This window comes from Rhizobium sp. TBD182 (assembly GCF_001950375.1).
GTDB lineage: Bacteria > Pseudomonadota > Alphaproteobacteria > Rhizobiales > Rhizobiaceae > Agrobacterium > Agrobacterium tumefaciens.
In genome coordinates this window covers 1,043,328-1,069,813 of sequence record NZ_BDLN01000001.1, presented here as the reverse complement: position 1 = coordinate 1,069,813, position 26,486 = coordinate 1,043,328, and the positions used below count along the sequence as shown (strand labels likewise).

At 59.4% G+C, this 26,486-nt stretch carries 24 protein-coding genes, 2 tRNA genes and 1 pseudogene; 12 read left to right on the top strand and 15 right to left on the bottom strand.

Features of this window, described 5'->3' with window-relative positions:
• Nucleotides 1–146, bottom strand: a pseudogene (locus T18_RS27560) (VOC family protein); the annotation flags it as partial.
• Between the two features lie 228 nt (nt 147–374).
• Between T18_RS27560 and ppdK the strand changes: the two are divergent.
• Nucleotides 375–3,101, top strand: coding sequence for a pyruvate, phosphate dikinase (gene ppdK / locus T18_RS05430; protein ID WP_003511838.1), 2,727 nt, complete (start codon nt 375–377; stop codon nt 3,099–3,101).
• Here ppdK and T18_RS05425 read toward each other — a convergent pair.
• The 3 genes from T18_RS05425 to T18_RS05415 form a co-directional block, all read right to left on the bottom strand.
• Nucleotides 3,079–3,351 (bottom strand): hypothetical protein, encoded by a 273-nt coding sequence (locus T18_RS05425; RefSeq protein WP_003511845.1) that lies wholly within the window; start codon nt 3,349–3,351, stop codon nt 3,079–3,081. The genes ppdK and T18_RS05425 overlap by 23 nt on opposite strands.
• A 116-nt stretch (nt 3,352–3,467) precedes the next feature.
• Nucleotides 3,468–4,064, bottom strand: a complete 597-nt coding sequence (locus T18_RS05420) for a demethoxyubiquinone hydroxylase family protein (RefSeq protein WP_003511846.1) — start codon at nt 4,062–4,064, stop codon at nt 3,468–3,470.
• A gap of 241 nt (nt 4,065–4,305) precedes the next feature.
• Entirely contained in the window at nt 4,306–5,670 is a 1,365-nt protein-coding gene (locus T18_RS05415; protein WP_038490117.1) for a dicarboxylate/amino acid:cation symporter, read from the bottom strand.
• Between the two features lie 531 nt (nt 5,671–6,201).
• Here T18_RS05415 and T18_RS05405 point away from each other — a divergent pair.
• Nucleotides 6,202–7,122 carry a DUF1499 domain-containing protein gene (locus T18_RS05405; protein ID WP_038490123.1) on the top strand — a complete coding sequence of 307 codons (921 nt, stop codon included), beginning with the start codon at nt 6,202–6,204 and terminating at the stop codon, nt 7,120–7,122.
• 123 nt (nt 7,123–7,245) lie between these two features.
• Here the strand turns inward: T18_RS05405 and T18_RS05400 are convergent, their stop codons facing one another.
• Complete coding sequence (locus tag T18_RS05400) at nt 7,246–8,154, bottom strand: MBL fold metallo-hydrolase (protein ID WP_038490125.1); 909 nt, start codon at nt 8,152–8,154, stop codon at nt 7,246–7,248.
• Between the two features lie 202 nt (nt 8,155–8,356).
• On the opposite strand from T18_RS05400, the gene T18_RS05395 reads away from it, so the two are divergent.
• Nucleotides 8,357–8,431: transfer RNA gene (locus T18_RS05395), tRNA-Gln, on the top strand.
• A 262-nt stretch (nt 8,432–8,693) separates the two neighbouring features.
• Here the strand turns inward: T18_RS05395 and mqo are convergent.
• Nucleotides 8,694–10,427: a malate dehydrogenase (quinone) gene (gene mqo / locus T18_RS05390; RefSeq protein ID WP_038490128.1), complete on the bottom strand. Its 1,734-nt coding sequence runs from the start codon at nt 10,425–10,427 to the stop codon at nt 8,694–8,696.
• A 389-nt stretch (nt 10,428–10,816) separates the two neighbouring features.
• Nucleotides 10,817–11,236, bottom strand: a complete 420-nt coding sequence (locus T18_RS05385) for a hypothetical protein (RefSeq protein ID WP_003511854.1) — start codon at nt 11,234–11,236, stop codon at nt 10,817–10,819.
• A gap of 264 nt (nt 11,237–11,500) precedes the next feature.
• On the opposite strand from T18_RS05385, the gene T18_RS05380 reads away from it, so the two are divergent.
• A tRNA-Pro gene (locus tag T18_RS05380) sits at nt 11,501–11,577 on the top strand.
• 161 nt (nt 11,578–11,738) lie between these two features.
• On the opposite strand, the gene T18_RS05375 is transcribed toward T18_RS05380, so the two are convergent.
• Together T18_RS05375 and T18_RS05370 are read right to left on the bottom strand one after the other, a co-directional pair.
• The gene (locus T18_RS05375; protein WP_038490132.1) at nt 11,739–12,059 is read right to left on the bottom strand and encodes a hypothetical protein; all 321 of its coding nucleotides are present in this window, start codon (nt 12,057–12,059) and stop codon (nt 11,739–11,741) included.
• Nucleotides 12,056–12,286, bottom strand: coding sequence for a hypothetical protein (locus T18_RS05370; protein WP_236742465.1), 231 nt, complete (start codon nt 12,284–12,286; stop codon nt 12,056–12,058). The genes T18_RS05375 and T18_RS05370 overlap by 4 nt, the downstream gene beginning before the upstream one ends.
• 94 nt (nt 12,287–12,380) lie before the next feature.
• Here T18_RS05370 and T18_RS05365 point away from each other — a divergent pair, with 94 nt between their 5' ends.
• Nucleotides 12,381–12,608, top strand: coding sequence for a hypothetical protein (locus T18_RS05365; RefSeq protein WP_075807497.1), 228 nt, complete (start codon nt 12,381–12,383; stop codon nt 12,606–12,608).
• 79 nt (nt 12,609–12,687) lie between these two features.
• Here the strand turns inward: T18_RS05365 and cysN are convergent, their stop codons facing one another.
• Genes cysN through T18_RS05350 form a run of 3 tightly spaced genes read right to left on the bottom strand, consistent with a single transcriptional unit; the run spans nt 12,688 to nt 15,932 of the window.
• Nucleotides 12,688–14,169: a sulfate adenylyltransferase subunit CysN gene (gene cysN / locus T18_RS05360; RefSeq protein ID WP_003511861.1), complete on the bottom strand. Its 1,482-nt coding sequence runs from the start codon at nt 14,167–14,169 to the stop codon at nt 12,688–12,690.
• Nucleotides 14,169–15,122, bottom strand: a complete 954-nt coding sequence (cysD, locus tag T18_RS05355) for a sulfate adenylyltransferase subunit CysD (RefSeq protein WP_003511863.1) — start codon at nt 15,120–15,122, stop codon at nt 14,169–14,171. Before cysD ends, cysN begins: the two co-directional genes overlap by 1 nt.
• A gap of 27 nt (nt 15,123–15,149) precedes the next feature.
• Entirely contained in the window at nt 15,150–15,932 is a 783-nt protein-coding gene (locus T18_RS05350) for a phosphoadenylyl-sulfate reductase (RefSeq protein WP_013635643.1), read from the bottom strand.
• Between the two features lie 204 nt (nt 15,933–16,136).
• On the opposite strand from T18_RS05350, the gene T18_RS05345 reads away from it, so the two are divergent.
• The 5 genes from T18_RS05345 (at nt 16,137) to T18_RS05325 (ending at nt 20,821) form a co-directional block, all read left to right on the top strand.
• Nucleotides 16,137–16,577 carry an RrF2 family transcriptional regulator gene (locus T18_RS05345; protein ID WP_025592702.1) on the top strand — a complete coding sequence of 147 codons (441 nt, stop codon included), beginning with the start codon at nt 16,137–16,139 and terminating at the stop codon, nt 16,575–16,577.
• A gap of 245 nt (nt 16,578–16,822) precedes the next feature.
• Nucleotides 16,823–17,848: a sulfate ABC transporter substrate-binding protein gene (locus T18_RS05340; RefSeq protein WP_038490136.1), complete on the top strand. Its 1,026-nt coding sequence runs from the start codon at nt 16,823–16,825 to the stop codon at nt 17,846–17,848.
• Nucleotides 17,849–18,049: 201 nt separating this feature from the next.
• A complete protein-coding gene (gene cysT, locus T18_RS05335) occupies nt 18,050–18,907 on the top strand; it encodes a sulfate ABC transporter permease subunit CysT (RefSeq protein WP_038490139.1) in 858 nt (285 codons plus the stop codon).
• Nucleotides 18,900–19,769 (top strand): sulfate ABC transporter permease subunit CysW, encoded by an 870-nt coding sequence (gene cysW / locus T18_RS05330; RefSeq protein ID WP_038490142.1) that lies wholly within the window; start codon nt 18,900–18,902, stop codon nt 19,767–19,769. Before cysT ends, cysW begins: the two co-directional genes overlap by 8 nt.
• Nucleotides 19,770–19,780: 11 nt before the next feature.
• Nucleotides 19,781–20,821 carry a sulfate/molybdate ABC transporter ATP-binding protein gene (locus T18_RS05325; protein WP_003511873.1) on the top strand — a complete coding sequence of 347 codons (1,041 nt, stop codon included), beginning with the start codon at nt 19,781–19,783 and terminating at the stop codon, nt 20,819–20,821.
• A gap of 390 nt (nt 20,822–21,211) precedes the next feature.
• On the opposite strand, the gene T18_RS05320 is transcribed toward T18_RS05325, so the two are convergent.
• The 3 genes from T18_RS05320 to T18_RS05310 all read right to left on the bottom strand — a co-directional run bounded on the left by T18_RS05320 (nt 21,212) and on the right by T18_RS05310 (nt 24,538).
• Nucleotides 21,212–22,225, bottom strand: coding sequence for an NAD(P)H-quinone oxidoreductase (locus tag T18_RS05320; protein ID WP_038490145.1), 1,014 nt, complete (start codon nt 22,223–22,225; stop codon nt 21,212–21,214).
• 88 nt (nt 22,226–22,313) lie between these two features.
• Entirely contained in the window at nt 22,314–24,116 is a 1,803-nt protein-coding gene (locus tag T18_RS05315) for a GGDEF domain-containing protein (RefSeq protein ID WP_038490147.1), read from the bottom strand.
• Between the two features lie 182 nt (nt 24,117–24,298).
• Nucleotides 24,299–24,538, bottom strand: coding sequence for a type II toxin-antitoxin system ParD family antitoxin (locus tag T18_RS05310; RefSeq protein ID WP_025592709.1), 240 nt, complete (start codon nt 24,536–24,538; stop codon nt 24,299–24,301).
• A 346-nt stretch (nt 24,539–24,884) separates the two neighbouring features.
• On the opposite strand from T18_RS05310, the gene betI reads away from it, so the two are divergent.
• Together betI and T18_RS05300 are read left to right on the top strand one after the other, a co-directional pair.
• Entirely contained in the window at nt 24,885–25,505 is a 621-nt protein-coding gene (betI, locus tag T18_RS05305; protein ID WP_038490150.1) for a transcriptional regulator BetI, read from the top strand.
• Between the two features lie 11 nt (nt 25,506–25,516).
• On the top strand, nt 25,517–26,486 hold a 970-nt coding region (locus T18_RS05300), incomplete at its 3' end, for an aldehyde dehydrogenase family protein (protein ID WP_323455195.1).

The following is a 26,486-nucleotide window of genomic DNA, read 5'->3' as shown; positions in this document are numbered from 1 at the left end:
TGCATCGGCGTGGTCAGCGCAAAGGGAAGGGCGGTGCCTGCACTTGCTGCGGGTGGGGCGCCTTCTGCTCTAAGAGCACCGGCAAGGGCGGTGGCGGCGCAAGAAATTCCGGCAAATTTCAACGTGTGGCGGCGAGTAAATTGCATGAATAATCTCTTTTTGGGCGATGTGGATGGCTTAGGGAACACTCCGTTTCTGCGCACTACACGAATGCGTCAGTAACGCTGTTATTTTGCTTTTGCGGCAATTCTGGCGCGCAATTCGCCGCAATTATGCTGCACTGCGATGTAAACTGGACGTTGTGGCGTTTCCAACATGCTGCCAATGCTGTAGATGATAGAAAAATGACAACGCTTCTGGGTGGAGAGCGTGGAATGAAAAAGTGGGTTTATACCTTCGGCAACGGTGCTGCCGAAGGCCGGGCAGGTGACGTTGCTATATTGGGCGGCAAGGGTGCAAACCTTGCCGAAATGGCAAGTCTCGGCCTTCCCGTTCCCCCCGGCCTCACCATCATAACCGATGCCTGCGCCCTTTATCACAAGAACGGCCGCGATCTCCCCGAAGAGCTGAAGCTGCAGGTCATGGCCGGCCTTCACGGCATGGAAGCCGTGACCGGCAAGACATTCGGCGGCAGCCAGACGCCGCTGCTGTTGTCGGTCCGATCAGGCGCGCGTGCCTCCATGCCGGGCATGATGGACACGGTGCTCAATCTCGGCCTCAACGACCGCACGGTGCAGGCGCTGGGCCACGATGCGGGCGACGCCCGTTTCGCCTGGGACAGCTATCGCCGCTTCATCCAGATGTATGCCGATGTCGTCATGGGTCTCGACCATGAGCTGTTCGAGGAAATTCTCGAAGACGAGAAAGGCCGGCTCGGCCATGAATACGATACCGATATGTCGGCGGTCGAGTGGCAGCATGTCGTTGCGCTTTACAAGCAACTGATCGAGGACGAGCTGGGAGAGGCTTTCCCGCAGGATTGCCATGTTCAGCTCTGGGGCGCGATCGGTGCAGTGTTTGCCAGCTGGACGAACCATCGCGCCGTAACCTACCGGCACCTGCACAATATTCCCGGCGATTGGGGCACGGCGGTCAACGTCCAGGCCATGGTCTTTGGCAATCTCGGCTCGTCATCGGCAACCGGCGTTGCCTTCACCCGCAATCCCTCCACCGGAGAGGCGGAGCTTTACGGCGAGTTCCTCGTCAATGCCCAGGGCGAAGACGTGGTGGCGGGCATCCGCACGCCACAATCCATCACCGAGGCCGCGAGGCTGGCGTCGGGTTCCGACAAACCCTCCATGGAAAAGCTGATGCCGGAGGCTTTCGCCGAGTTCATGGTGATCTGCAAACGGCTGGAGACCCACTATCGCGACATGCAGGATCTGGAATTTACCATCGAGCGCGGCAAGCTCTGGATGCTCCAGACCCGTTCCGGCAAGCGCACCACACGCGCCGCCATGAAGATCGCCGTCGATATGGTCGAGGATGGGCTGATTTCGCAGGAAGAAGCCGTCTGCCGCATCGAGCCGTCATCGCTCGACCAGTTGCTGCACCCCACCATCGATCCCGGCATTTCCCGGCCCATCATCGGCTCCGGCCTGCCTGCCTCCCCGGGGGCGGCAACCGGCGAGATCGTCTTTACCTCGGAAGAAGCGGTCGCTGCGGAAGCTGAAGGCCGAAGCGTCATTCTGGTCCGCATCGAAACCAGTCCGGAAGATATTCACGGCATGCATGCCGCCGAAGGCATTCTGACGACGCGAGGCGGCATGACCAGCCACGCCGCCGTGGTAGCGCGCGGCATGGGCATTCCCTGTGTTACCGGTGCGGGTTCGATGCGCGTCGATATGCGCAACAAGGTGCTGATCGGCGTTGGTTGCATGCTGAAACGCGGCGATGTCATCACCATCGACGGCTCTTCCGGCCGGGTGATGAAAGGTGAAGTGCCGATGACGCAGCCTGAACTGTCAGGCGACTTCGGCAAGCTGATGCAATGGGCCGATAATCTGCGCCGTATGACAGTGCGCACCAATGCCGATACACCGGCCGATGCCCGCGCCGCCCGTGCTTTCGGTGCAGAAGGTATAGGTCTTTGCCGCACCGAGCATATGTTCTTTGAAGGCGACCGCATTCATGTGATGCGCGAGATGATTCTCGCCGAAAGCGAAAAGGGCAGGCGGGCAGCGCTTGACCGGCTTTTGCCGATGCAGCGTTCGGATTTCACCGAGCTTTTCCAGATCATGCACGGCCTGCCGGTGACGATCCGCCTGCTTGATCCGCCGCTGCACGAATTCCTGCCGAAGAGCGATGGCGAGATCGTAGAGGTCGCCGCCGCCATGGGCATGCCGCAGACCGTATTCCGCCAGCGGCTGGATGCGCTGCACGAATTCAACCCCATGCTCGGCCATCGCGGCTGCCGGCTTGCCATTTCCTATCCCGAAATTGCCGAAATGCAGGCGCGCGCCATTTTTGAGGCTGCGGTTGCCGCGGCGCGCATCACCGGTGCGCCTGTCGTGCCTGAGATCATGGTGCCGCTGGTCGGCCTCCGGTCCGAACTCGATTACGTCAAGGCTGTCATCGACACTGTGGCCGCCGAGGTGGCGGAAGAGACCGGCATGACGCTCGAATATCTGACCGGCACCATGATCGAGTTGCCGCGTGCGGCGCTGCGCGCACATGTGATTGCGGAAGCTGCGGAGTTCTTCTCCTTCGGCACCAACGATCTGACGCAGACGACCTTCGGCATTTCCCGTGACGACGCGGCACGTTTCATCAATACCTATCAGCGCAAGGGCATTATTGAACGCGACCCGTTCATCTCGCTCGATTTCGACGGTGTGGGAGAACTGATCCGCATTGCCGCCGAGCGCGGCCGCCAGACGCGTCCGGAGCTGAAACTCGGCATCTGCGGCGAACATGGCGGCGACCCGGCCTCGATCCATTTCTGCGAGGATGCGGATCTCGACTACGTGTCCTGCTCGCCCTTCCGCGTGCCCATCGCGCGTCTTGCCGCCGCGCAGGCGACACTTGCCGCAAGGGCAAGGCAGGGTGAAACCGCCAGCAATGTCGCCTTCATTCCGGTCAGGGGTTTGGTTGGACGATGATCCGCCGCTCCACCACCACCGGCCGATAGAACATGTCGCGGTTCATCTGCGCCTGCCAGGCGCGGTTGTCGGCGCGACGATCCATTTCCAGATCGAGAAGGCAACCCGCCATGGGGTCGGTGCCGGGGCGGAAACCATAACCCCGGCATGTCGCCTCATCCCGCGCCCGGCGCTCTTCCGGCGTCAGCGTCTGGCAGGCGGTGAGCGCCAGTAGAGCGGCGAGCGAACCTAAGACGATGGAAACGCGCATTTTGTTTCTCCCTAGAACATGACAGCTGGGCGGCACTTTTATTGCCGCGATTGATACGCCTGTTTCATGATCGGGAAAAGTCGTGTTGGGACGGAAAGTTGCATCGGGGCGAGCCATCAGGCTCGCTTGGAGCGCTCCATTTCGGCGCGCATCCAGCTTGAGTCTCCCCAGGTCGATAGCCAGATCATCAAGTCGGTGAGAAAGCCGATAATCGGTAGAAGCAACCTGTGGCCTATGCCGCGCGTCATCTGGTTTTTCTCGGCCTCCCGCAGATGGGCCAGTTCCTGTTCCTGGATAGAGGCAATCAGCTGATGAAGCTCAGGATCTCTCGTCTGCAAAAAGGCCAATTGCTCTTCCAGATGGCGGTGAACAGTGCTTTCCACGGCCTCGGTGCAAATCCAGACCATGTTGCGTCCGCCAAGCGCAGTCAAAAAGCCGAGCAGATAACCTCCGAGGCTCCAAAACGCCATCACGCGACAGGGCTTGGCATTTCTTGAAGGCATCGCTTCCCGGAATAAGCGGCAATGATCGATTTCGTCTTCCCGCATTTCATGAAGAGCAGACACGATGTCCGGAAACAGCCGACGAGCCATCCATATCTGTGCTCCATAGATGCGGATAGCACCAAACTCGCCGGCATGATTGACTTTGAGAACGCGGCGAACGGTAAGAGCCGGATCGTGTTTGCCGAAACTATCGGACATATGAAACATACCTGAGTGTATTCCCGTTCGGTCGGCCCTGCCGGTTGAATTGGCCTCCAGTGTCTCCAACAACACTAAACGAATTGCACAACGGTTTTCCGATAAATGACGCTAGACATGAGAGCAGCCGCTCAGCTTTTTATTGCTGGCGGCTGCGGTGACATCGCTAAGATGATCGAAATCATCGGTGGTATTGATCGTGGCAGCGAAGAAGTGGCGCACAGGTAGCAGCCACTTCCGAATGCTTCACTCAGGCAGGAACCGCGTCGCGGTCATCGAGTGCCTCGATGTCCTTGGCGTTGTTGTAGACTGCCTCGTCCAGAATGCCTTCACGTTTGGCGACGATGGTGGGCACCAGCGCCTGACCGGCGACGTTGACGGCCGTGCGGCCCATGTCGAGGATCGGGTCGATGGCGAGCAGCAGGCCAACACCTTCGAGCGGGAGACCGAGCGTGGAGAGCGTCAGCGTCAGCATCACCACGGCACCCGTCAGGCCCGCCGTTGCGGCCGAGCCAAGCACCGAGACGAACACGATCAGCACATAGTCCTGAATGCCGAGCGGCACCTGGAAGAACTGGGCGATGAAGATCGCTGAAATCGCCGGATAGATGGCGGCGCAGCCGTCCATCTTGGTGGTGGCGCCGAGCGGCACGGCGAAGGCGGCATATTCGCGCGGCACGCCGAGGCTCTTTTCCGTCACGGTTTCGGTGACGGGCAGGGTGCCGATGGAGGAGCGCGACACGAAGGCGAGCTGGATTGCCGGCCATGCGCCCGCAAAGAAGCGCGATGGCTTCAGGCCATGGGCGAGAAGCAGCGCCGGATAGACCACGAAGAGAACCAGCGCCAGACCGATATAAACGGCCGCCGCATACCAGCCAAGCTGCGAAAGCGTCGTCCAGCCATATTGGTCAACGGCGCGACCGAGCAGGCCGATGGTGCCAATGGGCGTGAGGCGGATGACCCACCACAGGATCTTGCGCACGATGGCAAGCAGCGACTGGTTGAAGGCAAGGAACGGCTCCGCCGCCTTGCCCGCTTTCAGCGCCGCGACACCAAAAGCAATCGACACCACGAGCAGCTGCAACACGTTGAAGTTCAGCGAGGTGCTGGCGGAACCGTTATTGACCTTGGTCGAGGCCTCGAGGCCGAACACGTTGGCCGGGACGAGACCCTTCAGGAAGTCGAGCCAGGAACCGGTGGAGGAGGGTGCTGCCGCTGCGGTATTGGCAATCGCGGTGTTCACGCCCGGCTGAATGACGAGGCCAAGGACGATGCCGATGACCACGGCGATCAGCGCCGTGATGGCGAACCACAGAAGCGTCTGCCAGACGAGCTTTGCCGCATTGGAGAGGTTCTTGAGATTGGCGATGGAGGCGACGATGGCCGTGAAAATCAGCGGCGGCACCAGCGCGCGCAACAGCTGCACGAAAATGCTGCCGATGGTCTGCAACGTCACGGAAAGCCAGTTCGGGCTGCCGGCGGCATCAGGACCGATATTGCGCGCAACGAGCCCGAGCAGCAGGCCGATGACCATGGCGATCAGAACCTGAAAGCCGAAGTTGCGATAAAAGGGTTTTGGCCCGGATGAGCGGGCTGGCGTCGTTGCCTGTGACATGGCTTGTCTCTTTTTTATGCAAGAAAACGAGGATAATGCACTTTTTACACGCATTCTCGAAGGAAGGGACGAAGAATACGCCGATTTCCTCAGCAAATAAGAGATGAGCTTGCGTATTTGTTGCACTGCCGATGCATTATTCTCTTAAGGGGAGATAATGCGGAAAAATATTCCGCTCTATCGTGGCCGTGGGCTTTCACGCGCTCAAAACGATGTCGGAGGCTAGAAGAGCGTTTGCGTTTGCTAAGGCCGCTGCATTCCCACTCCGTCACCCCGGACCAGATCCGGGGTCCATTAAGATCAAGTCCTTGATCGCGGGAGGCTTCTTTCAGGATGCAGACGCGCCGTGGCTGGATGCCGGATCAAGTCCGGCGCGACAAAGGTGGGTTTACGCACTTTACCCGCAGATCAGACCCGTCCTTGTTTTCCTAACCGCAAATCCGGTCTATGACATCATATGCAGGTGATTCCCTTGCCAGATTTCGGGTGCAACGCTTTTACGCCAATGCGATCTAACGGATATCCGCTTCCATGACTGTGCGTTTCGTCCGGCCTTTTTCAGTTGCAGCCTATCTTTCCCGCTATCTCGGTATGGCGGCGCTGGCGTTTTTTCTTGTCGCCGCCGGCATCCACCGTTTCGGACCTTTGACGACGCCCGATCTCGTCGGCCTGCTGATGATTGCCGCTGGAATCGCTTTGGTGGCAATGCTTCTGGCGTTGGTTGGTCTTGAACGGCTATGGACCACGGGTGCGCGCGGCGGCCTTTCTGCGCTTGCCGCGCTGCTGTTGTCGGCGTTGCCTCTCGGCGTCGTCGGTTATGGCGCATTTCTGTACTGGCAGCAGCCGAAGATTTACGACATCTCCACCGATCTTGCCGATGCGCCGGAATGGCTGGTGCCGCCCGTTGCCAATCAGCAATGGCTGGCAAGACTGGCCACTGTTGCAAAAGCGGACCGGGACGCGCAGGCGGTGGCCTATGCGAGCCTTGCCGGACGCCGTTATGAAGGTGCGATAGACCGCATCTACACAGCCGCCAAAAAAATGGCCGCCGCCCAGAGCATCCGCATCACCCATACCAAAGGCGTCATCGGCACGGTGGAGCCGCCCTCCGTCGGCGTTCCCGAACAGGACAAGTCTCAGCCCACCGAGGAAGCGCCGGTAGAGGACCTCCCCTCCATCGTGCCGGTTCCCATGGCACGGCCGGTCGAGGCACCGCAGCCCACCTTCTTTAACGGCAGCGGCGTGGTGCTGATGCAGGGCGAAAAGCGCACGCGCATCTGGGGCCTGCGTTTCGACATCCTCATCCGCCTGAAAGAGGAGGCGGAAACCACGATCGTCGATGTGCGCGTTGCCTCCCGTTACGGCCCGCACGATCTTGGCATGGGTGCAGCAATCGCAGAAGCCTATCTCGATGCGCTGGACGCGGAAATGCAGGGCCTGAACGACAATTGAGGCATAGTTTCCTTCTTCGTCATTCCGGCTCAATGCCGGAACGACGGGAAAATGCGACGGTGGTTGAAATGTTTGAACCGGATATGATGACGCCGATATGAGCGTTGCGCCCACACGCCAGCCTCACGCCGGAAAATATTCCCCCAGCAACGAAGGCGCACCCTCGGTCCGCACCTCGCCCTTTTCGATCAGGTCTTCGATATGGGCCAGTACGGAAAGTGCCGCAGCCCCATGCAGGCGTTTGTCGGTGCTGGCATAGATCACCTTCACCATATCGGCGATCCGCCTGTCGCCTTCCCGGATGCGCTTCAGAACCGCCCGTTCCCGCATGCGGCGGTGGGCGCGAAGCCCGCGCATGAAGGCTGCGGGATCGTTGACCGGGCCGCCATGGCCGGGCAGGAACAGCCGGTCGTCGCGGGCGAGCAGGCGCTCCAGCGAGGCCATGTAATCGCTCATCGACCCATCAGGCGGTGCGACGATGGTGGTGACCCAGGCCATGACGTGATCGGCGGAAAAGACGATGCCGCTGCCTTCCAGTGCGAAAGCGGCGTGGTTGGCGGTGTGCCCCGGCGTGTGCAGCGCCGTCAGCGCCCAGCCGTCGCCAGAAAGGCTCTGCCCGTCGCCAAGTGCCACATCCGGCACGAAAGCCGTATCGGAACTTTCGGCAAAGGGATTGGTCTCACCCACATGCAGTGGCCGGGCGGCGCGGTGCGGGCCTTCCGCAACCGTGATAGCGCCGGTCGCCTGCCGCAGCCGCTGCGCAAGCGGCGAGTGATCGCGATGTGTGTGGCTGACGAAGATATGGGTAACCTCGCGGCCATCAAGCGCCGCCATCAGCGCCTGAAAATGCCCCTCATCCTCCGGGCCGGGATCGATGACGGCAACGGACCGGTCGCCGACGATATAGGAGTTGGTGCCATGGAAGGTAAACGCGGAAGGATTGTTGACGGTGATGCGCTGGATGAGCGGGGCAACGGGAACCGCCTCGCCATAGGCCGGCCTGAAATCGAGATCGAATGCCGGGTCCGCCATCAAGACCTCCTGAAATATGCCATGCCACGCAGAGCCGCAGCCTCAGCCGCGCAATCGCCAAGCCCTAACATGCCATGTCAGGCACGGCATCCAAAAAGCTTGGATTTTGTGAAAAAATAAGCCGTCAGGTCATTGCCGCGTCGGGCAGGCTTTGCTAATCAGGCCCGGTTCAGGCAGCGGCGTTTCGCCCAAGCTGCCCTGTTGGGGCGTCGCCAAGCGGTAAGGCACCGGTTTTTGGTACCGGCATTCCCAGGTTCGAATCCTGGCGCCCCAGCCATCACTTCCAAAATCAGAACAGCGTGCACAGGTGCCGGCGTGCATCTATCAGCCGTACCATTTCACTGCGATCCCGGATGTTGTGACGCGCGAAAACCTGTCCTCCGTCATCACCAGCCTTGACCCGAGGATCCACAAGCCGTTGAAATCCATGGATCCTCGCGAAGAGGCCAGGATGACGCGTGTGTGTTAAAGGCCTGCTTAAACAGAAACGCCGCGCATCCAAAGACACGCGGCGTCCAAACTTAAATCGCGGCTAAGCCTTAAAGCGCGATATCGGGAACCTTCTTCACCGGCGCGCCAGCAGGTGCCGCTCCCGCGCCCTTCAGCGCGCCAAGATCGATCTGCGGCGGGGTCGGCAATTGCAGGTGCTCGGCCGTATAGGCCCATTCCTGCTGCAATTTTTCCGGGTCGTCATTGAGCTTGGTGCCGTAGCTCGGAACGATCTGGCGGATCTTGGCCTGCCATTCCGGTGTTGCCACCTTGTCCTTGAAGACCTTTTCCAGAACGCTCAGCATGATCGGTGCGGCCGTGGAGGCGCCAGGGGAGGCACCGAGCAGACCGGCGATGCTGCCATCCTGCGCGGCGACGATTTCCGTGCCGAGCCTGAGTACACCGCCCTTTTCCTCGTCGCGCTTGATGATCTGCACGCGCTGGCCCGCCTGCCACAGGCGCCATTCGCCCTGCTTCGCGTTCGGGAAATATTCCTTCAACGCGGCAAAGCGGTCGTCGTCCGACATCATCAGCTGGCCGGCGAGATATTCCACCAGCGGATATTCATCGATGCCGACGCGCACCATCGGCCAGGCATTGCTTGTCGTGACGGAGGAGACGAGATCGAAATAGGAGCCTTCCTTCAGGAACTTGGTGGAGAAGGTGGCGAAAGGTCCAAACAGGATGACACGCTTGCCACCAAGCACGCGGGTATCGAGGTGTGGAACCGACATGGGCGGCGAGCCGACCGAGGCCTTGCCGTAGGCCTTGGCCAGATGCTGCATCGTCACGTCAGGATTGTCGTTGATCAGGAACGAGCCACCAACCGGGAAACCGGCGTAATTGTCGCCTTCCGGAATACCGGACATCTGCAACAGATGCAGCGCACCGCCGCCGGCGCCGATGAACACGAATTTCGCATCCACGGTCTGCTCAGCATCGGTCTTCAGGTTGCTATAGGTCACGCGCCAGCTGCCATCGGCATTGCGCTGGATATCGGAAACCTCGCTGTTGACCTGCAGGTCGAAATTCCGGTCGCTTTGCAGATGCGAAACGAACTGGCGGGTGATCTCGCCGAATTCCATGTCTGTGCCGAGCGGAGACCAGGTCGCGCCGATCTTCTGGGAAGGATCGCGGCCTTCCATCATCAGCGGCACCCATTTCTTAAGCTGCTCGGGGTCGCTGGAATATTCCATGCCGGCAAAAAGCGGGCTTGCCTTCAGCGCTTCGTAGCGCTTTTCGAGATAGGCGATGTTCTCATCGCCCCAGACGAAGCTCATATGCGGCGTGTGGTTGATGAAGGAGCGCGGGTTCTTCAAAACGCCGTTACGTACCTGCCATGCCCAGAACTGCCGGGAAATCTGGAAGGATTCGTTGATGTTGACGGCTTGGCTGATCTTGATGTTGCCGTTGTCGTCTTCCGGCGTGTAGTTCAGCTCGGCAAGCGCGGAATGGCCGGTGCCGGCATTGTTCCAGCCGTTGGAGCTTTCAAGCGCCACGCCGTCCAGCCGCTCGAGCATCTGCATCGACCAGGTCGGCTCCAGTTCACGCAGCCACACGCCGAGCGTCGCGCTCATGATGCCGCCACCGATCAGAAGCACGTCGACCTTCTTGGTAGCCGTATTGGCGAGAAGCGAGGATGTCGGCAGCGCTGTTGCTGCAAGCCCTGCGAGCGCAGTGCCGAGAACCTGTCTGCGGTTCATTGGAGGCGCATGGGAGGGAAGCGCGTCTGAGGAAAGATCAGTGAGCTGGGATTTGTCTTGATCGATGGGAGTCACGGCCATACCTGATTCTTGTTTTGTGTTAAAAACACTCCTCCCAGCCGCCCCGTTACAGCAAAGCCGAAACAGGCACAACCCTGACTTATTCACTCCAGTTCAAGCGCTTTTGCGGGGATTTTGCCGGGACATAAGGTCGCATTGGCAGTTTTTGCCATTTTGCGGATTGTCATTTTTGTGGTTGCGAGGATTAGACGGTGCTTTCAAACGGTTGAAAGTGTCTCAAGCGCGAATATCGCGAAAACGCCGTCAATTCGGCGTTTGCCGCGCTTGGCGGATCAGGTTGCGCTGGTCCGTGTGAAAAAAATTCAGGAAAAATGACAATAATCGCAAAAAAGTGAAAAGGCCCGCCGGTTAGGGCAGGCCTTGGCTCGTTTTGTCTGCTGGACGAAAACTCAGTTTGCGGCGAGGAATTCCGCGCAATAGCTCGGGCCGTTGACGCCGGGGCGGTCGGAAACCGTGCGTACCGAAGTGATCGTGTAGTCGCTGGAGACGGTGAGCTGAACCGTGCAGGAGAGCGAGGCGGTGCGGGCGGGCGAAATCTGGCGACCCTTCTTGCCGTCCTTGCCTTCTTCGAACTTGGCCGGAATGGTGGCCTTCTTGTAACCGCCGCGCCAGTTATAGATGGTCGAGCTGCCGGTTTCCGTGTCGCTCAGCGGCGGGCCGAATTTTGCAAAGAAAATACCTGCGGACTGACCGACCCACCGCGTTTCAACGGGGCTCTTCTGGGTGAAGGAAGGGGCAGAGCCCGTCGATGTCGTGCAGGCGGAGAGCGCAATGGCGAGCCCTGCGAGCGTTACGCTGCGAAATAGCATGGTGAAATGTCCTTTGTGCCGTGTCCGGCTTCCCGCCGGTCATTACGTTCCCCTAGCAGATTTGGCGGCGACGGGCAGGGGAGCTGTGCCGCTTGACGAAAATTTCCTGCCACAATTGCTTTTTTGTAACGTTTTCACACACGCCTCCCGGTGCGGAAGGCACTTGGCGACCGCCGTTGGCAGCGCGTTGAAAACTTGTCACAAAAAATGCAATATGCCGCTTGTCGAATGCTGGAGGCTGGTCTATAGAAGCGCCGCTGGTCACGGAGTGTAGCGCAGTCTGGTAGCGCACGTCGTTCGGGACGACGGGGTCGGAGGTTCGAATCCTCTCACTCCGACCAGCTTAAGCCCAATATTTCCCGGGGCTTTCAAATAATCCCAGCACTTTCTCAAGATCCTTGGATCAAGGCATCGTACCGAGAGCTGACCGTTTAAAACCGGACGGGTAAACGCATTCGTCGTCCGCGGCTGCAAATCACGACTTTGGTGATTGCACGGAAGGTCAATTTCTCATCCTCGCCAGCGGGAGAATGAGCAAAACACAAACAACAGCCGTCGGCCAGAAGTCGGTTAAACCATCCCAGGACCAATTCCAGAAATAATAACCTTCCAGATGGGGAGGAGGCATTTCTACGGACACCTCGTAGTCCCGCTTTTCCCGGCCATGAAAATGACCGGCGGCGAAGGCCAGCCCGATTATACAAGCGATTCGCCAGCTAACGAGCAGGCGAAACAGAAGGGCAACAATCGCCGCCATGATGACGGCCTCTAGAATGTGCCCCGCCCAATCCCAATGGTCTTGAATGTAGGTCCAGTCGATCATCGGTAGCGGTAATCACCGCGCCAGTCGCGACGATCGCGCCAATCCCTCCGGTCGCGCCAGTCGCGACGGTCATAGTCACGGTAGTGGCGATCGCGTTCATAGGTGCGGTAGTACACGCCTGTCGTATAATATCCGCCGCTACGGTAGCCCCGATCATCGACACAGCCGCTTAGGATGCCCACCGAAACCAGGCAGATCGCTGCAGTCAGAATTTTCATAATCTTCATCTCCCAATGACGGACACTAACGTGCGCTGAACCACGCAGTTCCATTGCTGAGAGAGTGAGGTGTCGGTCATTAACCGGGCCTGAACACAGCGCCATGACGCTGGCCATCTTCTGGGCTCTGCCAAGCGTCGAAAACTTGATGCGTTTGACGTTATCGACTGCGATGAAGCCGTCGTCAGCGCAGTCGCAGGGAACGCAACCGCGCCTCAACCGTTATCCCACCACAACAACGATGGAGGATAACATGCTAAAAGGTATTGCACTGTGGGCGATGGGTGTTCCGATTTTTGTGATCATCCTGCTTTACATGTTCGTGTTTTAAACGAGGCCTGATCCAAAGGCTTTCAAACAAAAAAGGCGACCGCTTGGACGGTCGCCTTTTTGTTGTGTGCGCGTGTCTGTCAGTCCAGATCGCTGATCAGCCGTGAGGCTGTCGCGCCATCCGTGCGGCGGATGTCGATCTCGTCGCGGTGCTTGGCCAGCAGTTCGCTTGCCAGCAGCTTCTCGGCCAGATGGGCGGGCAGGGAGAGAATGACCCGGTCGCCCTGTTCTTCCGTCGCGCCAACGCTGCGTTTGCCGGCAATCATGCCACCCGCCACCGTGTTATTGGTGTCGGGGTCGATCAGGATGAAGGAGCCGGTTGCCCGGTTCTGCTCATAGGCATCGAAGATCGCCGTCTCGTCGAAGGAGAGCCGCACCTTGCCGATGGCGTTCATCGGCAGCGATGTCTCGTGCGCCTGCCATTCGCCTTCTTTCAGGTTGAGCTGGCTGACCGGCTGCACGCTGACGCGCTGGCGGCGGCTGCCGCTTTTCAGCCAGTAACGTTTGCCGGCCTCGATGCCACCTGGCTGCAACGCCACGATCTGCGCGTCAAAGGCAAGCCCTGTCTGCGGTTGTGCTTCGATGGACACGATCATGTCGCCGCGCGAGACGTCCACCTGACGGTCGAGAACGAGCGTGACCGCGTCACCAGCAACGGCGGCGTTACGCACCAGATCGAAGGTGACGATCTGCTTGACATTCGCGACCATGCCCGACGGCAGCACGACAACGCTATCGCCCGGCTTGACCGAGCCGCCGGCAACCGTGCCCTGATAACCGCGGAAACTTTCGCCGGGGCGCGACACGCGCTGTACGGGGAAGCGGAAACCACCCGATTGCGCCGAGCGCACCGTGGCAAGCTCCAGCGTTTCGACCAGCGTCGGGCCCTCATACCAGGGCATGGAGGCCTTGCCTGATAGCACGACGTTTTCGCCCTTCAGCGCCGACATTGGAATGGCTGTGATCTGCTTGATGCCGAGGTCGGAGGCGAAATCGCGGAATTCGTGGGCGATCAGTTCAAAACCTGCCTTGTCGTAATTCGTCAGGTCGATCTTGTTGATGGCCAGCACGAATTGCCGGATGCCCATCAGCGCCGCGATGGTGGCGTGTCGGCGTGTCTGTTCCAGAATGCCGGTGCGCGCATCGACCAAAAGTACGGCGAGATCGGCCGTGGAAGCGCCGGTCGCCATGTTACGGGTATATTGCTCATGGCCGGGCGTGTCGGCCACGATGAAGGCGCGCCGGTCGGTTGAGAAATAGCGATAAGCGACATCGATGGTGATGCCCTGTTCGCGCTCTGCCTGCAAACCGTCGAGCAGCAGCGCGAAATCTGGCAGGCCGAGATCGTTCTGCTTGCCGCTATCGCGGTGCAGGGTGGCGGCCTGATCTTCCTTGACGGCCTTGGTGTCCCACAGGAGACGGCCGATCAGGGTCGATTTGCCATCATCCACGCTGCCGCAGGTGATGAGACGAAGCGGGCGCGTATCACGCGTCGCCTTCGAATGTTCGGCAAAGGGCAGGATGGTGGCCGTGGAGGCGGTGTTGGTAGCAGCGGCGGTCATCAGAAATAGCCCTCGCGCTTCTTCTTCTCCATCGAGCCGGACTGGTCTCGATCGATGGCGCGGCCCTGCCGCTCGGAAACGGTGGCGATTTCCAGCTCTGCGATGACCTCCTGAAGCGTCGCCGCCTCGGAGTGGATCGCGCCGGTCAGCGGGAAGCAGCCGAGCGTGCGGAAGCGGATCGAGCCGTGCTGGATCTCTTCGCCGGGCAGCAGCTCCAGCCGCTCGTCTTCGGCAAGGATCATCATGCCGTCACGCTCGATGTAGGGGCGCTCGGCGGCGTAATAGAGCGGCACGAGCGGAATGTTTTCCGCCTCGATGTAACGCCAGATATCGACTTCGGTCCAGTTGGAGAGCGGGAAGGCGCGCACGCTTTCACCCTTGCGGACCATGCCGTTATAGATGTTCCACAGCTCAGGGCGCTGGTTGCGTGGGTCCCATTTATGGTCCGGCGTGCGGAAGGAATAGATGCGCTCCTTGGCGCGGCTTGCTTCCTCGTCGCGGCGCGCACCGCCGAAGGCGGCATCGAACTGACCGGCGTCCAGCGCCTGGCGCAGCGCTTCCGTCTTCATGATGTCGGTGTAGAGCGCCGAACCGTGGGTGAAGGGCGTCACGTTTTCGCTCGCGCCGCGCGGGTTTGTGTAGGAGATGAGATCGAGGTCATATTCCTTGACGATCTTGTCGCGGAATTCGATCATTTCCTTGAATTTCCAGCCCGTATTGACGTGCAGCAGCGGGAATGGCACGCGGCCTGGGAAGAATGCCTTGCGCGCCAAATGCAGTAGCACGGACGAATCCTTGCCGATGGAATAGAGCATCACGGGATTGTCGAATTCGGCGGCGACTTCACGGAAGATATGAATGGCTTCGTTTTCAAGCGCCTTCAGATGCGGATCGAGCGGCGGCTTGGATGCGACAGTATTCTTGCTGTCCGTCTCGTGGACTGCGTTGGACATTTTAAACTCCGGAACTGGTCTGAATGATTATCGTTGTGGGATGGCGGAAATGGCGGATGTCTGGTCCGCACCGGCGACGTGAAGACCGCATTCGCGCTTCTCGTCGTTTTCCCACCACCATCGTCCGGCGCGCTCAGGCTCGCCGGGCTTGATAGCGCGTGTACACGGCTCGCAGCCGATGGAGGGGTAACCACGCGCATGCAACGGATTGACGGGAATGTTTTCAGAAGCGACATAGGCCTTGATCTGGTCGATGTCCCAGTCCGCCAAGGCATTGACCTTGATCAGATTACGCTCGGCGTCGAACTCGGCAAAAGGTGTGGTCGCACGATTGCCCGACTGGCCGCGGCGGAGCCCGGTGATCCAGAAGGTGGCACCTTCCAGCGCCTTGCCGAGCGGGATCAGCTTTCTGACATGACAGCAGGCGTGACGGGCCTCGATGCTTTCGTAAAAACCGTTGAGGCCGTATTTTTCGGCATAGGCGTCGATGTCGTCCTGTTCGGGCCGAAAGCGACGGATGTCGATGCCGAAGCGTTCCTCGGTTTCCTCGATGAGATCGACGGTTTCCTTGAAGAGCCGGCCGGTTTCCAGCGTCACGACGTCGATCGGCAACCGGTGGGTGCCGATGGCCGCCGTGATGACCTGATCCTCGATGCCGAGGCTGGTGGTGAAGACCGCACGGCCGCCAAGACCGGCGATAAAGGAAAGTCGTCCCGCAAGATCGAGCCCGGCAAGCGTGGCGTCGAGGGAAGCGGTATCGGCAGAGGCATTTGCTGAATTGATCGTCATTGTCACGTCCGGGATTTCCATGGCCGATTATTGTTGAAATTGGGCCTCTGGAACAGAAATGACAGTCTTTGTGCGCTGCACTTCAGAGCAAAAATGCCTCACGCGCACGATCTATGAGCAAAAGATGCCCGTTCACCTTCTTTGCAGCTTGGATTTGAATTGTGACAACTTCTGCGCTAAGCCGGAATTGCCGGGTATCCGGGCTTGTGTTCTACTGGTTTCACGATGATTTCGCAGAAGGCAAAATATGCGCTGAGGGCGCTTCTTTCGCTGGCAAAGGCCGACGGCGGCTGTCCTGTGCAAATTTCCGATATTGCCCGCGAACAGGCCATTCCGAAAAAATTCCTTGAACAGATCCTTCTCGAAATGAAGAAGGAGCGCATCGTCGAAAGCAGGCGCGGCAAGCAGGGTGGTTATTTGCTGGCGCGCCCGGCTGCCGATATCACCTTCGGCGAGGTGCTGCGCCTCATCGACGGGCCGCTGGCTCCCTTGCCCTGCCTGTCGCAGACCGCCTATCGCCGGTGCGAGGATTGCGATGGCGAAAAGCAGTGCGAGATACGCCACGTCTTCGCCCGCGTGGCCGACGCCACCCGCAATATCCTTTTCAACACCACCGTTGCGGATGCCGTTGCAGGCGTGGAAGTGCCCGAACTTTTGACGGCCTGACGAAAAAATCGTCTAAAACACCTGAATATTTTTCGCTGTAACGCCAAAAAATCGTCAAAAATGTGAAACGGTTTTGCATTCAGCAAAGTTTTACACGACGCTTGTTGCGCCTTTCGCCTATGCTGCGCTGTATTTGTTGCCCGTGGAAACGCTCTCGGGAAACACTTTTTCGATCGTATTCGGCCTCATTGACCAACTCTACCGGTCCAGTAGAGTTAAACCATCTTCATCAGGAGGGAATACCGATGTCCAAGCTTCTGTCCGGTTTGAGCGTTTTCGCTCTCGGTCTATCGCTGGCTCTGGGAGGTGTCGGCTCGGCTGCCGCGCAGACCAAGCTGCTTAACGTGTCCTATGATCCGACCCGCGAACTCTACAAGGATTTCAACGAAGCCTTCGCCAAGAAGTGGAAGGCCGATACCGGTGAGGATGTCACGATCCAGCAGTCGCATGGCGGCTCCGGCAAGCAGGCTCGCTCGGTCATCGACGGTCTGGAAGCCGATGTGGTGACGCTGGCGCTGCAGAGCGATATCGATGCCATCGTCCAGAATTCCGGCAAGATCAACAAGGACTGGCGCGGCCGCCTGCCGCATAATTCCTCGCCCTACACCTCCACCATCGTGTTCCTCGTCCGCAAGGGCAACCCGAAGGGCATCCATAACTGGGGCGATCTGGTAAAGGGCGACGTGCAGATCGTTACCCCGAACCCCAAGACCTCTGGTGGCGCACGCTGGAATTACCTTGCCGCCTGGGCGTGGGCGAATGAAGAGTTCAAGGGCGATCAGGACAAGATCAAGGCCTATGTCGGCGAACTCTACAAGCGCGCTCCGGTGCTCGATACCGGTGCCCGCGGCTCCACGGTCACATTTGCGCAGCGCCAGATCGGCGACGTGCTGCTGGCCTGGGAAAACGAAGCCTATCTGGCCGGTCAGGAATTCGGCGCGGATGCCTTCGACATCATCGTGCCGCCGATCTCGATCCTCGCCGAGCCGCCGGTCGCCGTGGTTGACGCGAACGTCGACGCCAAGGGCACCCGCAAGGCGGCGGAAGCCTATCTGCAATATCTCTATTCCGACGAAGGTCAGAACATTGCGGCGAAGCACTTCTATCGTCCTTCGAACCCCGCGGTTGTCTCCAAGGATCTGCTGAAGCAGCTGCCCGACATCAAGCTCGTCACCATCGACGATCTGCAGTTTGGCGGTTGGGCCAAGGCGCAGCCTGAACATTTCGGTGACGGCGGCATCTTCGACCAGATTTACAAGCCCGCCAAGTAAGCGGATGATGGGCTGAAGACAAATCCGCCCACCCCGCTTAAGGGAACTTGAAAAACGACAAATCGATCGACCGGACACCGTGCCGGTCGATCCTTTATAACAAGGCCGGGGAACACCGGCTCCCAGAGAGCATTTCCAGGAAAAGTGGACCCCGGTTTTCTGTCCGGAAATGTGCCAAACTAAAGATTATCCGGAGCGTTGATGAGCAATAATACATCCGGAAACAGGTGGAAGTGGCGTCAATCGAGCGTGATACCCGGCTTCGGCCTGACGTTCGGTTACACGGTCGTCTATCTGTTTCTCATCATTCTTATTCCGCTCGGCGGCCTCGTCTGGTCCACGGCGAAACTTGGTTTTGCAGATTTTATTGCGATCGCTGTCGATAGCCGTACACTGAATGCACTGCGCGTCAGTTTCGGCACCGCCTTCATCGCCGCACTGGTGAACGCTGTTTTTGGCGTCATCGTCGCATGGGTTCTCACGCGGTATCGTTTTCCCGGCCGGCGTTTCGTTGATGCCATCGTGGATCTGCCCTTTGCCCTGCCGACGGCGGTTGCCGGCATCGCGCTCACCACGCTTTATGCCAATCGCGGCTGGGTCGGCTCGCTGTTCGAACCCTTCGGCATCAAGATCGCGTTTACGCCGACCGGTATCGTCATCGCGCTGATCTTCATCGGCCTGCCATTCGTGGTCCGCACCGTGCAGCCGGTCATGGAAGAAATAGACCGGCAGGTGGAGGAGGTGGCGGCAACGCTCGGCGCCAACCGTTTCCAGACCATCAGCCGGGTGCTGCTGCCAAGCCTCACGCCCGCCATCCTGACGGGCTTCGCACTCGCCTTCGCGCGCGGTATCGGAGAGTACGGCTCGGTCATCTTCATCGCCGGCAATATTCCCTACGTCTCGGAAATCGCACCGCTCCTCATCGTCATCCGGCTGGAGGAGTTCAATTATGCGGGCGCGACGGCCATCGCCACCATCATGCTGATCATTTCCTTCGCCATGCTGTTCCTCATCAATCTCATTCAGGCCTGGAGCCGCAAGAGGTACGGTTATGTCTGATGCTTCCCGCACCTCGTCCCGACCGTTCCGCGATCCCGCCAGCGAGAGCCTGCCTGCCCGGCTGGCGCTGATTGCCATTGCTTTCCTGTTCCTTGCGGCTTTCCTCGTGCTGCCGCTGGTATCGGTGTTCTTCGAAGCATTTCGCAAAGGCGCCGATGCTTTCTGGGAAGCGATCGTCGAGCCGGATGCACTCTCTGCCATCCGTCTGACACTGCTTGTCGCCGCCATTTCGGTGCCGCTCAACCTTATCTTCGGTGTCGCCGCCGCCTGGGCGATTGCGAAATTCGAGTTCAAGGGCAAGGCATTCCTGATAACGCTGATCGACCTGCCGTTCTCGATCTCGCCGGTCATATCGGGTCTGGTCTATGTCATCCTGTTCTCTTCGCACAGCGTGCTCGGGCCATGGCTGAAGAGTTATGGCATCGAAATCCTCTTTGCTGTTCCGGGCATCGTGCTTGCCACCATCTTCGTCACCTTTCCCTTCGTCGCGCGTGAACTGATCCCGCTGATGCAGGAGCAGGGCAATGGCGATGAGGAGGCGGCGATCTCGCTTGGCGCAACCGGCTGGCAGACCTTCTGGTATGTCACGCTGCCGAATATCAAATGGGGACTGCTCTACGGGGTGCTGCTCTGCAACGCCCGCGCCATGGGCGAGTTCGGCGCCGTCTCTGTCGTATCAGGCCATATTCGCGGCGAGACCAACACCATGCCGCTGCATGTCGAGATACTCTATAATGAGTACAATATCGGCGCGGCCTTCGCGGTGGCGACGCTGCTGGCCGGTCTGGCGCTCGTGACGCTCGTTCTCAAAACCATTCTCGAAATACGCTTTGGCGCGGGCAACGCAGCCGGCAAGCATTGAAAGGCATATTCATGGAAGTGAAAGTTTCCGGCATCACCAAGCAGTTTGATCGCTTTCCGGCGCTGAACGACGTGTCGCTCGACATTCGTTCCGGCGAGCTGATCGCGCTGCTCGGTCCCTCCGGTTCCGGCAAGACGACGCTGCTGCGCCTCATAGCCGGCCTGGAGCAGCCGACCCAAGGCCGCATCTTCTTCGGTGATGAGGATGCCTCGCACCGCTCGGTGCAGGAGCGCAATGTCGGTTTTGTGTTTCAGCACTACGCCCTGTTCCGCCATATGACGGTTGCCGACAACATCGCCTTCGGCCTGAAGGTGCGCCCTTCCGCCTCCCGCCCGCCGAAAGCGGAAATCCGCCGACGGGTATCGGAGCTTCTGGACATGGTGCATCTGACCGGCCTCGAAAAGCGTTACCCCACCCAGCTTTCCGGCGGCCAGCGTCAGCGCGTGGCACTTGCCCGCGCAGTTGCCATCGAGCCGAAGGTGCTGCTGCTCGATGAACCCTTCGGCGCACTCGATGCCAAGGTGCGCAAGGAACTGCGCCGCTGGCTGCGCGAATTCCACGACCGCACGGGCCACACCACCGTCTTCGTTACCCACGATCAGGAAGAAGCACTGGAACTGGCCGACCGCGTCGTCGTCATGAGCCAGGGCAAGATCGAACAGGTCGGCACGGCGGATGACGTCTACGACACGCCCAATTCCCCGTTCGTCTTCTCCTTCATCGGCGAATCCTCCAGCCTGCCTGTGACGATCCGCGACGGCCAGGTGGTGTTTCAGGGCGAGAGCATCGGCGTCGCCGAAAATGGCGCAGGTGAGGGCGAGCTGTTCTTCCGTCCGGAAGATGTGGTGCTGACCGACGAGAAAAACGCGCTTTACGGCAAGGTTACCACCTGTCGCCGCCTCGCCGGCACCCGCATCGCCGAAATCGACATCGCCAATAATGGCCATGACCCCTATCACCTCGAAATCGAGGTGCCGCTCAACGCCGCCGTGGCGGTAGGTGCCGAACTGCGGTTTCGTCCGACCCGGTGGAAGGTGTTTGGCAAGAAGTAGGGGAGATGCGGCTGCGATTGGCAGCTGGCGGTTCCCCGTCATACTGGCCTTGAGCCGGTATCCATTCAGCCCAAAGATTTGGTCTGGCTTGATCTCTGTGAAAAGCACAGAGATGAGGGAACCGGGTAAACGCGCCGATCACTCTAGAAACGGAAAAGGGTCGCCAGAGGCGACCCTTCCATGAGCTTGGTCCTGTTTACAGACCCGGGACTGTTTCTCAACGTTCCGAAGGCAAGAGGTCTTTACGCCGAGGGCTGCCCCGTCGAAAACCCACCCTTTCCATTGCCTGCACCAGAGACCGAAATCTCATTAGACATTGGATCACCTCCTTCCGATACGTTGAACATAACTAGAAGGTAGTACGATTCGTCATTAATGCAAGAGGTCTGATCAGGACACTCGCATCACGATCTTGCCGATATGATTGCTGGTCTCCATCAGCCGGTGGGCCTCCACAACTTCGTCCAGCGTGAAGACCTTGTTGATGACAGGCGCAACCTTGCCGCTTTCGATGAGCGGCCAGACCTGTTCGATAAGCTCATCACGGATGGCGCGTTTCTCGTCAGCGGTACGTGGCCGCATGGTGGAGCCGGTGACGGTCAGGCGTTTGACCATGATTGGCCGCAGATCGACCTTTTCAGCCACGGCGCCGCCCAAAAAGGCGATGATGGACAGACAGCCATCCTTGGCGAGTGCGGCAATGTTCTTTTCGAAATAGGCCGCACCGATCATGTCGAGAACCACATCGACACCCTTGCCATCGGTTTCGGCCTTGATGACGGCGGTGAAATCCTCGTCGCGGTAATTGATGGCCCGTTTGGCACCAAGCTTGACGCAGGCCTCGCATTTTTCCGCAGAACCCGCCGTCGCATAGACATCAGCGCCGAAGGCTTTGGCGAGCTGGATGGCGGTTGTGCCGATACCGCTGGTGCCGCCGTGGATGAGCACGCTTTCGCCTTCGGTCAGGCCCGCCATCTGGAAGAGGTTGGCCCAGACGGTGAAGAAGGTTTCCGGCAGCGCGGCGGCCTTGACGGCGTCGTACCCCTTGGGGAAGGGCAGGGCCTGCCCGGCCGGCACGGTGCAATATTGCGCATAACCGCCGCCATTGGCGAGCGCGCAGACCTTGTCGCTAGGTTTAAATTCGCTGACGCCTTCGCCGAGCGCCACCACTTCTCCGGCAATTTCGAGGCCGAGGATCGGGCTTGCGTCCTTCGGCGGCGGATAGGCGCCCTGCCTCTGCGCGACATCGGGGCGGTTGACGCCGGCCGCCTCGACCCTCACCAGGATTTCGCCTCTGGCGGGGGTTGGCAAAGGTGCTTGCGAAAGCTGCATCACCTCCGGGCCACCATGGGAGGGAAGGTCGATGAAGCGCATTTTTTCGGGCAGGGTCACATTTTCGGGCATGGCCAGGGGCAATTCCTCATTTGTCGGCGTTACCTGAAGATTTAGGACAGATGTACCGCTTAGGGAAGGAGGCCCTTTGTCGCTGATGTCATTTTGTCTCCCCGAACACCCGGATGACGAGGCCGCCTTCGTTTTCTTTCGCGGCTGTCTTGATGCCGGCGATCTCGCTGCCGATGCGCTCGGGATTGGCGATGATCAAACCTTTTGGCAATGTGAGAACGCCGATGGAGCAACGCAGCAGGGCAAAATCCCGCTCATTGCCGCGACGGTCCAGCCCGACCATGCGACCGGCCTGACGGTCCTCTGGCGAATAGAGTTCGGCCACTTCACCGTGAAAATCGCTGAGCAGCCGCTCGAGGATTTCCGTCAGTTCCTCCACCGCCCAGTCACGCACGCCGACGAAGAAGTCGTCGCCGCCGATATGGCCGAGAAAGCAGTCGCCAGCGAAAAAGTAGCGACGCATCAGTGCGGAAAACAGGGTGATGGCGTGGTCGCCAGCATTGAAGCCGTATTTATCGTTGAAGGGTTTGAAATTGTCGAAATCGCAATAGCAGAAGAAACGGGTCTCATCGCCATCGCCGCAGCTGTCGGCTATGAAGCCGCCGATGGCGCGGTTGCCCGGTAGCGCCGTCAGCGGGTTCTGGTCCTGCGCCATCTTGAGCTGTTTTTCATTGATGACCTTGATGAGCGATGCGGCTGAGACGATGCCGGCGTAACGCATGTTTTCGGTCAGGATGATGCAGGCGCTGCCGCCCATGCTGGCGAACATGTTCATCAGTTGATCGGCATCGGCGTCGAGACCCACGATCGGCGCGGGATCGACGAAGTGGGAAATGGTGCGCTCGTAGATCTTGTTCTTGAGGAGATCGCGCCCGAAAGGCCGGTAGATGTATTCCTTAAGGTGATATTCGTTGATGACGCCGCGCGGTTCGCCATTGGCGTTGAGCACCGGGAAAAACGCCTGCTGCGGGTTTCTGCGGAACAATTCGAAGACGCTGTCGACGCTGTCATGCTCATAGACGGTGGGAAGACGCTCTATTTCGCGACGGATGAGGATTTCGTCCAGCGACTGGCTGTTGCGCCGCGCCACGCCCACGCGGTTGAGGTGCGGAAAGCTCTCGGGAAGTTCGCTGGTGAAAACCGTCGGCCTGGCGATCAGCCAGCCCTGCACCAGATCGACGCCATATTCGCGGCAGGTGAGAAATTCCGCTTCGGTCTCGATGCCTTCCGCAATGACCCGGACGTCGAGAACATGAGCGATGTTGACGATGTTGCGCACGAGATGCTGCTTGCGCGGAAGATGATCGACACCGCTGATGAAATGCCGGTCGATCTTCAGGTAATCAAGCGGATAGTCGCATAAAAGCTTCATCTCGCCGTGACCGGCGCCGAAATCGTCGATCGCCAGCTTGAAACCTTCCTTGCGCATGCGGGCGATCAGCGCCTTGAACTCTGGCACGCTGGTATTGTCGAAACGTTCGGAAAGTTCAAAGCAGATGGAGGAGGCCGGAATGCCCGCCCGCGCCAGATGGCCAACGAGCTTGTCGAGAATGGCGTCCCCGTGCGGGATAAGCCTTACATCGAGATTGAGGAAAAGGGTGGTGGTGGAAAAATCCGCTAGGGTGGAGAATTTAGCGAGCGCCCGGCTCGCCAGCATCTGCTCGAAGGCCTTCAGCTCGCCATCCTCGGCAGCCTGGTCGAGAAGCGCGAGCGGATTGGAAAACCCAAGCCGGTCATGGCCGCGCATCAGTGATTCATATCCGAAAATCGTGCCCGTCGTCGCCTCGACGATCGGCTGAAACGCGGTTTCAAGCACAAGCTTCGCCATGGGAAACATGTGCCCGGAGGCAAACCGCCTTATGACATCGTTCTCCAGCGTTACGGCCGGCATTTCTGTTCTCCGCTATTGCCAGTTCCCGTTGGTGGCATGACAAGTCAAATGCACACAAGGGAACTTGTCTCTTTTCAGCAGACAATCGCAGATTATAGGTCAACAAAAGCTTTCACGACTGTGAAGCTTTAATGAAGGTTTTGTCACGGGCCCCTCAATAGCCAGGGGTATCCGGCAGGCCCTCAGGCCCGGCGCACATGGCCGGTGTGAGCGGCGTAAAGTTCCGCAACATTCAGGCGTTCGCGATCCGCCTCGACAGGTGCTGCAGCCTCTGTATCTGCGCCGGTTGCGGCAGCAGAGGCCGCCCATAGTCTCAGCGCGGCCCTTACGACCTCGCTGCCGGATGCGTAGGCGCCGCTATTCACGGCCTCGCGCATTCTTGCTGCCTGTTCCGGGGAAATCGATACTGTCACCATTGGCATGATATCACTCCCTTGTTCAACCGTTGCGAAGGCATCTCCGGTCCGTGCCGGGACCTGATGGGGATCGCGGTCTTGCGGGCGTTTTTTCAGTTTTCGTCTGGCGCCGCTTCCAGCGAAATTTGTATCACTCTGCATATTAGCACGAAACGTGTTCCATTCCCAATTTGCAGTATATCACGGTTTAGTTTTTCCCCTGTGAGCGGCTCCTCAGGATGGGAGCGGCTAGTCTTATCCGGCCTTGCCCGGTTTTCTTTGATCCATGGCAAATCAGCGACATGAAATGGCGCGTTTTTTATTGATTGATTGATCAATCAAGAATATTTTGCCCGCCATCAAGGAGACCCTTATGCCAAAGATCGGAATGGAGCCTTTGCGCCGCAAGGCGCTTGTGGATGCGGCGTTGCGCACCATAGGCCACCATGGTTCGCTGAATGTGACAATGTCGGATATTGCCCGGGAAGCGGGCGTATCTCCGGCGCTTGCGCATCATTATTTCGGCAGCAAGCAGCAGCTTCTTCTGGAAACCATCCGCAGCCTGCTGCGGGATCTGAGGCGCGATGCGGTGGCGGCGCTGACCCGCGCCAATGGCCCGCGCGAACGGCTGAGCGCCATCGTTCACGTCTCTTTCCAGAGCGACCAGTTCACGCCCGAGACGGTGTCGGCATGGCTTGCCTTTTATGTCGAGGCGCAGCGCTCGGAAGAAACCCGCCGCCTGCTGGTGCTCTATTCCCGTCGCCTGCGCTCGAACCTCATGGCAAGCCTAAACCGGCTATGTCCACCCGATGACGCCGCGCGCATTGCGGAAGGGGCGGCAGCCCTTATCGACGGGCTGTATATCAGGCACAGCCTGCGTTCGGCCCCGCTTGGGCTCGCCTCAGCGCCGGCCCTTGTCGAAGACTATTTCGACTTGCAGCTCAAACCATATCCTGATGGACAGCGCCCGAAGCCGTCCGTCCGCATTTTCTAGGAGTATTCGACATGACTATCGCGACGTCTCTCAGGGCGCAGCCCAAAGCCTCGCATTTCATTGATGGCGACTATGTCGAAGACAATGCCGGCACGCTTTTCGAAAGCGTCTTTCCGGCCACCGGCGAAGTCATTGCAAGGCTGCATGCGGCAACGCCCGCGATTGTCGAGCGCGCCATTGCATCGGCCAAACGCGCCCAGAAGGAATGGGCGGCGATGAGTCCCATGGCGCGCGGGCGTATATTGAAACGTGCCGCCGATATCATGCGTGAACGCAACGAGGCGCTCTCCTTGCTCGAAACGCTGGATACCGGCAAGCCGATCCAGGAAACCATCGTCGCCGATCCGACCTCGGGTGCCGATGCCTTCGAATTTTTCGGCGGTATCGCGCCTTCTGCGCTGAACGGCAACTACATCCCGCTCGGCGGCGATTTCGCCTATACCAAGCGCGTGCCGCTCGGCGTCTGTGTCGGCATCGGCGCATGGAACTATCCACAGCAGATCGCCTGCTGGAAGGCGGCCCCGGCGCTCGTTGCCGGCAACGCCATGGTCTTCAAGCCATCGGAAAACACCCCGCTCGGCGCTTTGAAGATCGCGGAAATCCTGATCGAGGCAGGGCTGCCCAAGGGCCTGTTCAACGTCATTCAGGGTGATCGCGATACCGGCCCGCTTCTGGTCAACCACCCGGATGTCGCCAAGGTCTCGCTCACCGGCTCGGTGCCCACCGGCCGCAAGGTGGCGGCCGCCGCCGCTGGGCATCTCAAGCATGTGACAATGGAACTCGGTGGAAAATCGCCGCTGATCGTGTTTGACGATGCCGATATCGAAAGCGCTGTTGGCGGCGCGATGCTCGGCAATTTCTATTCTTCCGGTCAGGTCTGCTCCAACGGTACCCGCGTTTTCGTGCAGAAAAAGGCAAAGGACCGCTTCCTCGAAAACCTGAAGCGCCGCACCGAGGCGATGATCCTGGGCGACCCCCTGG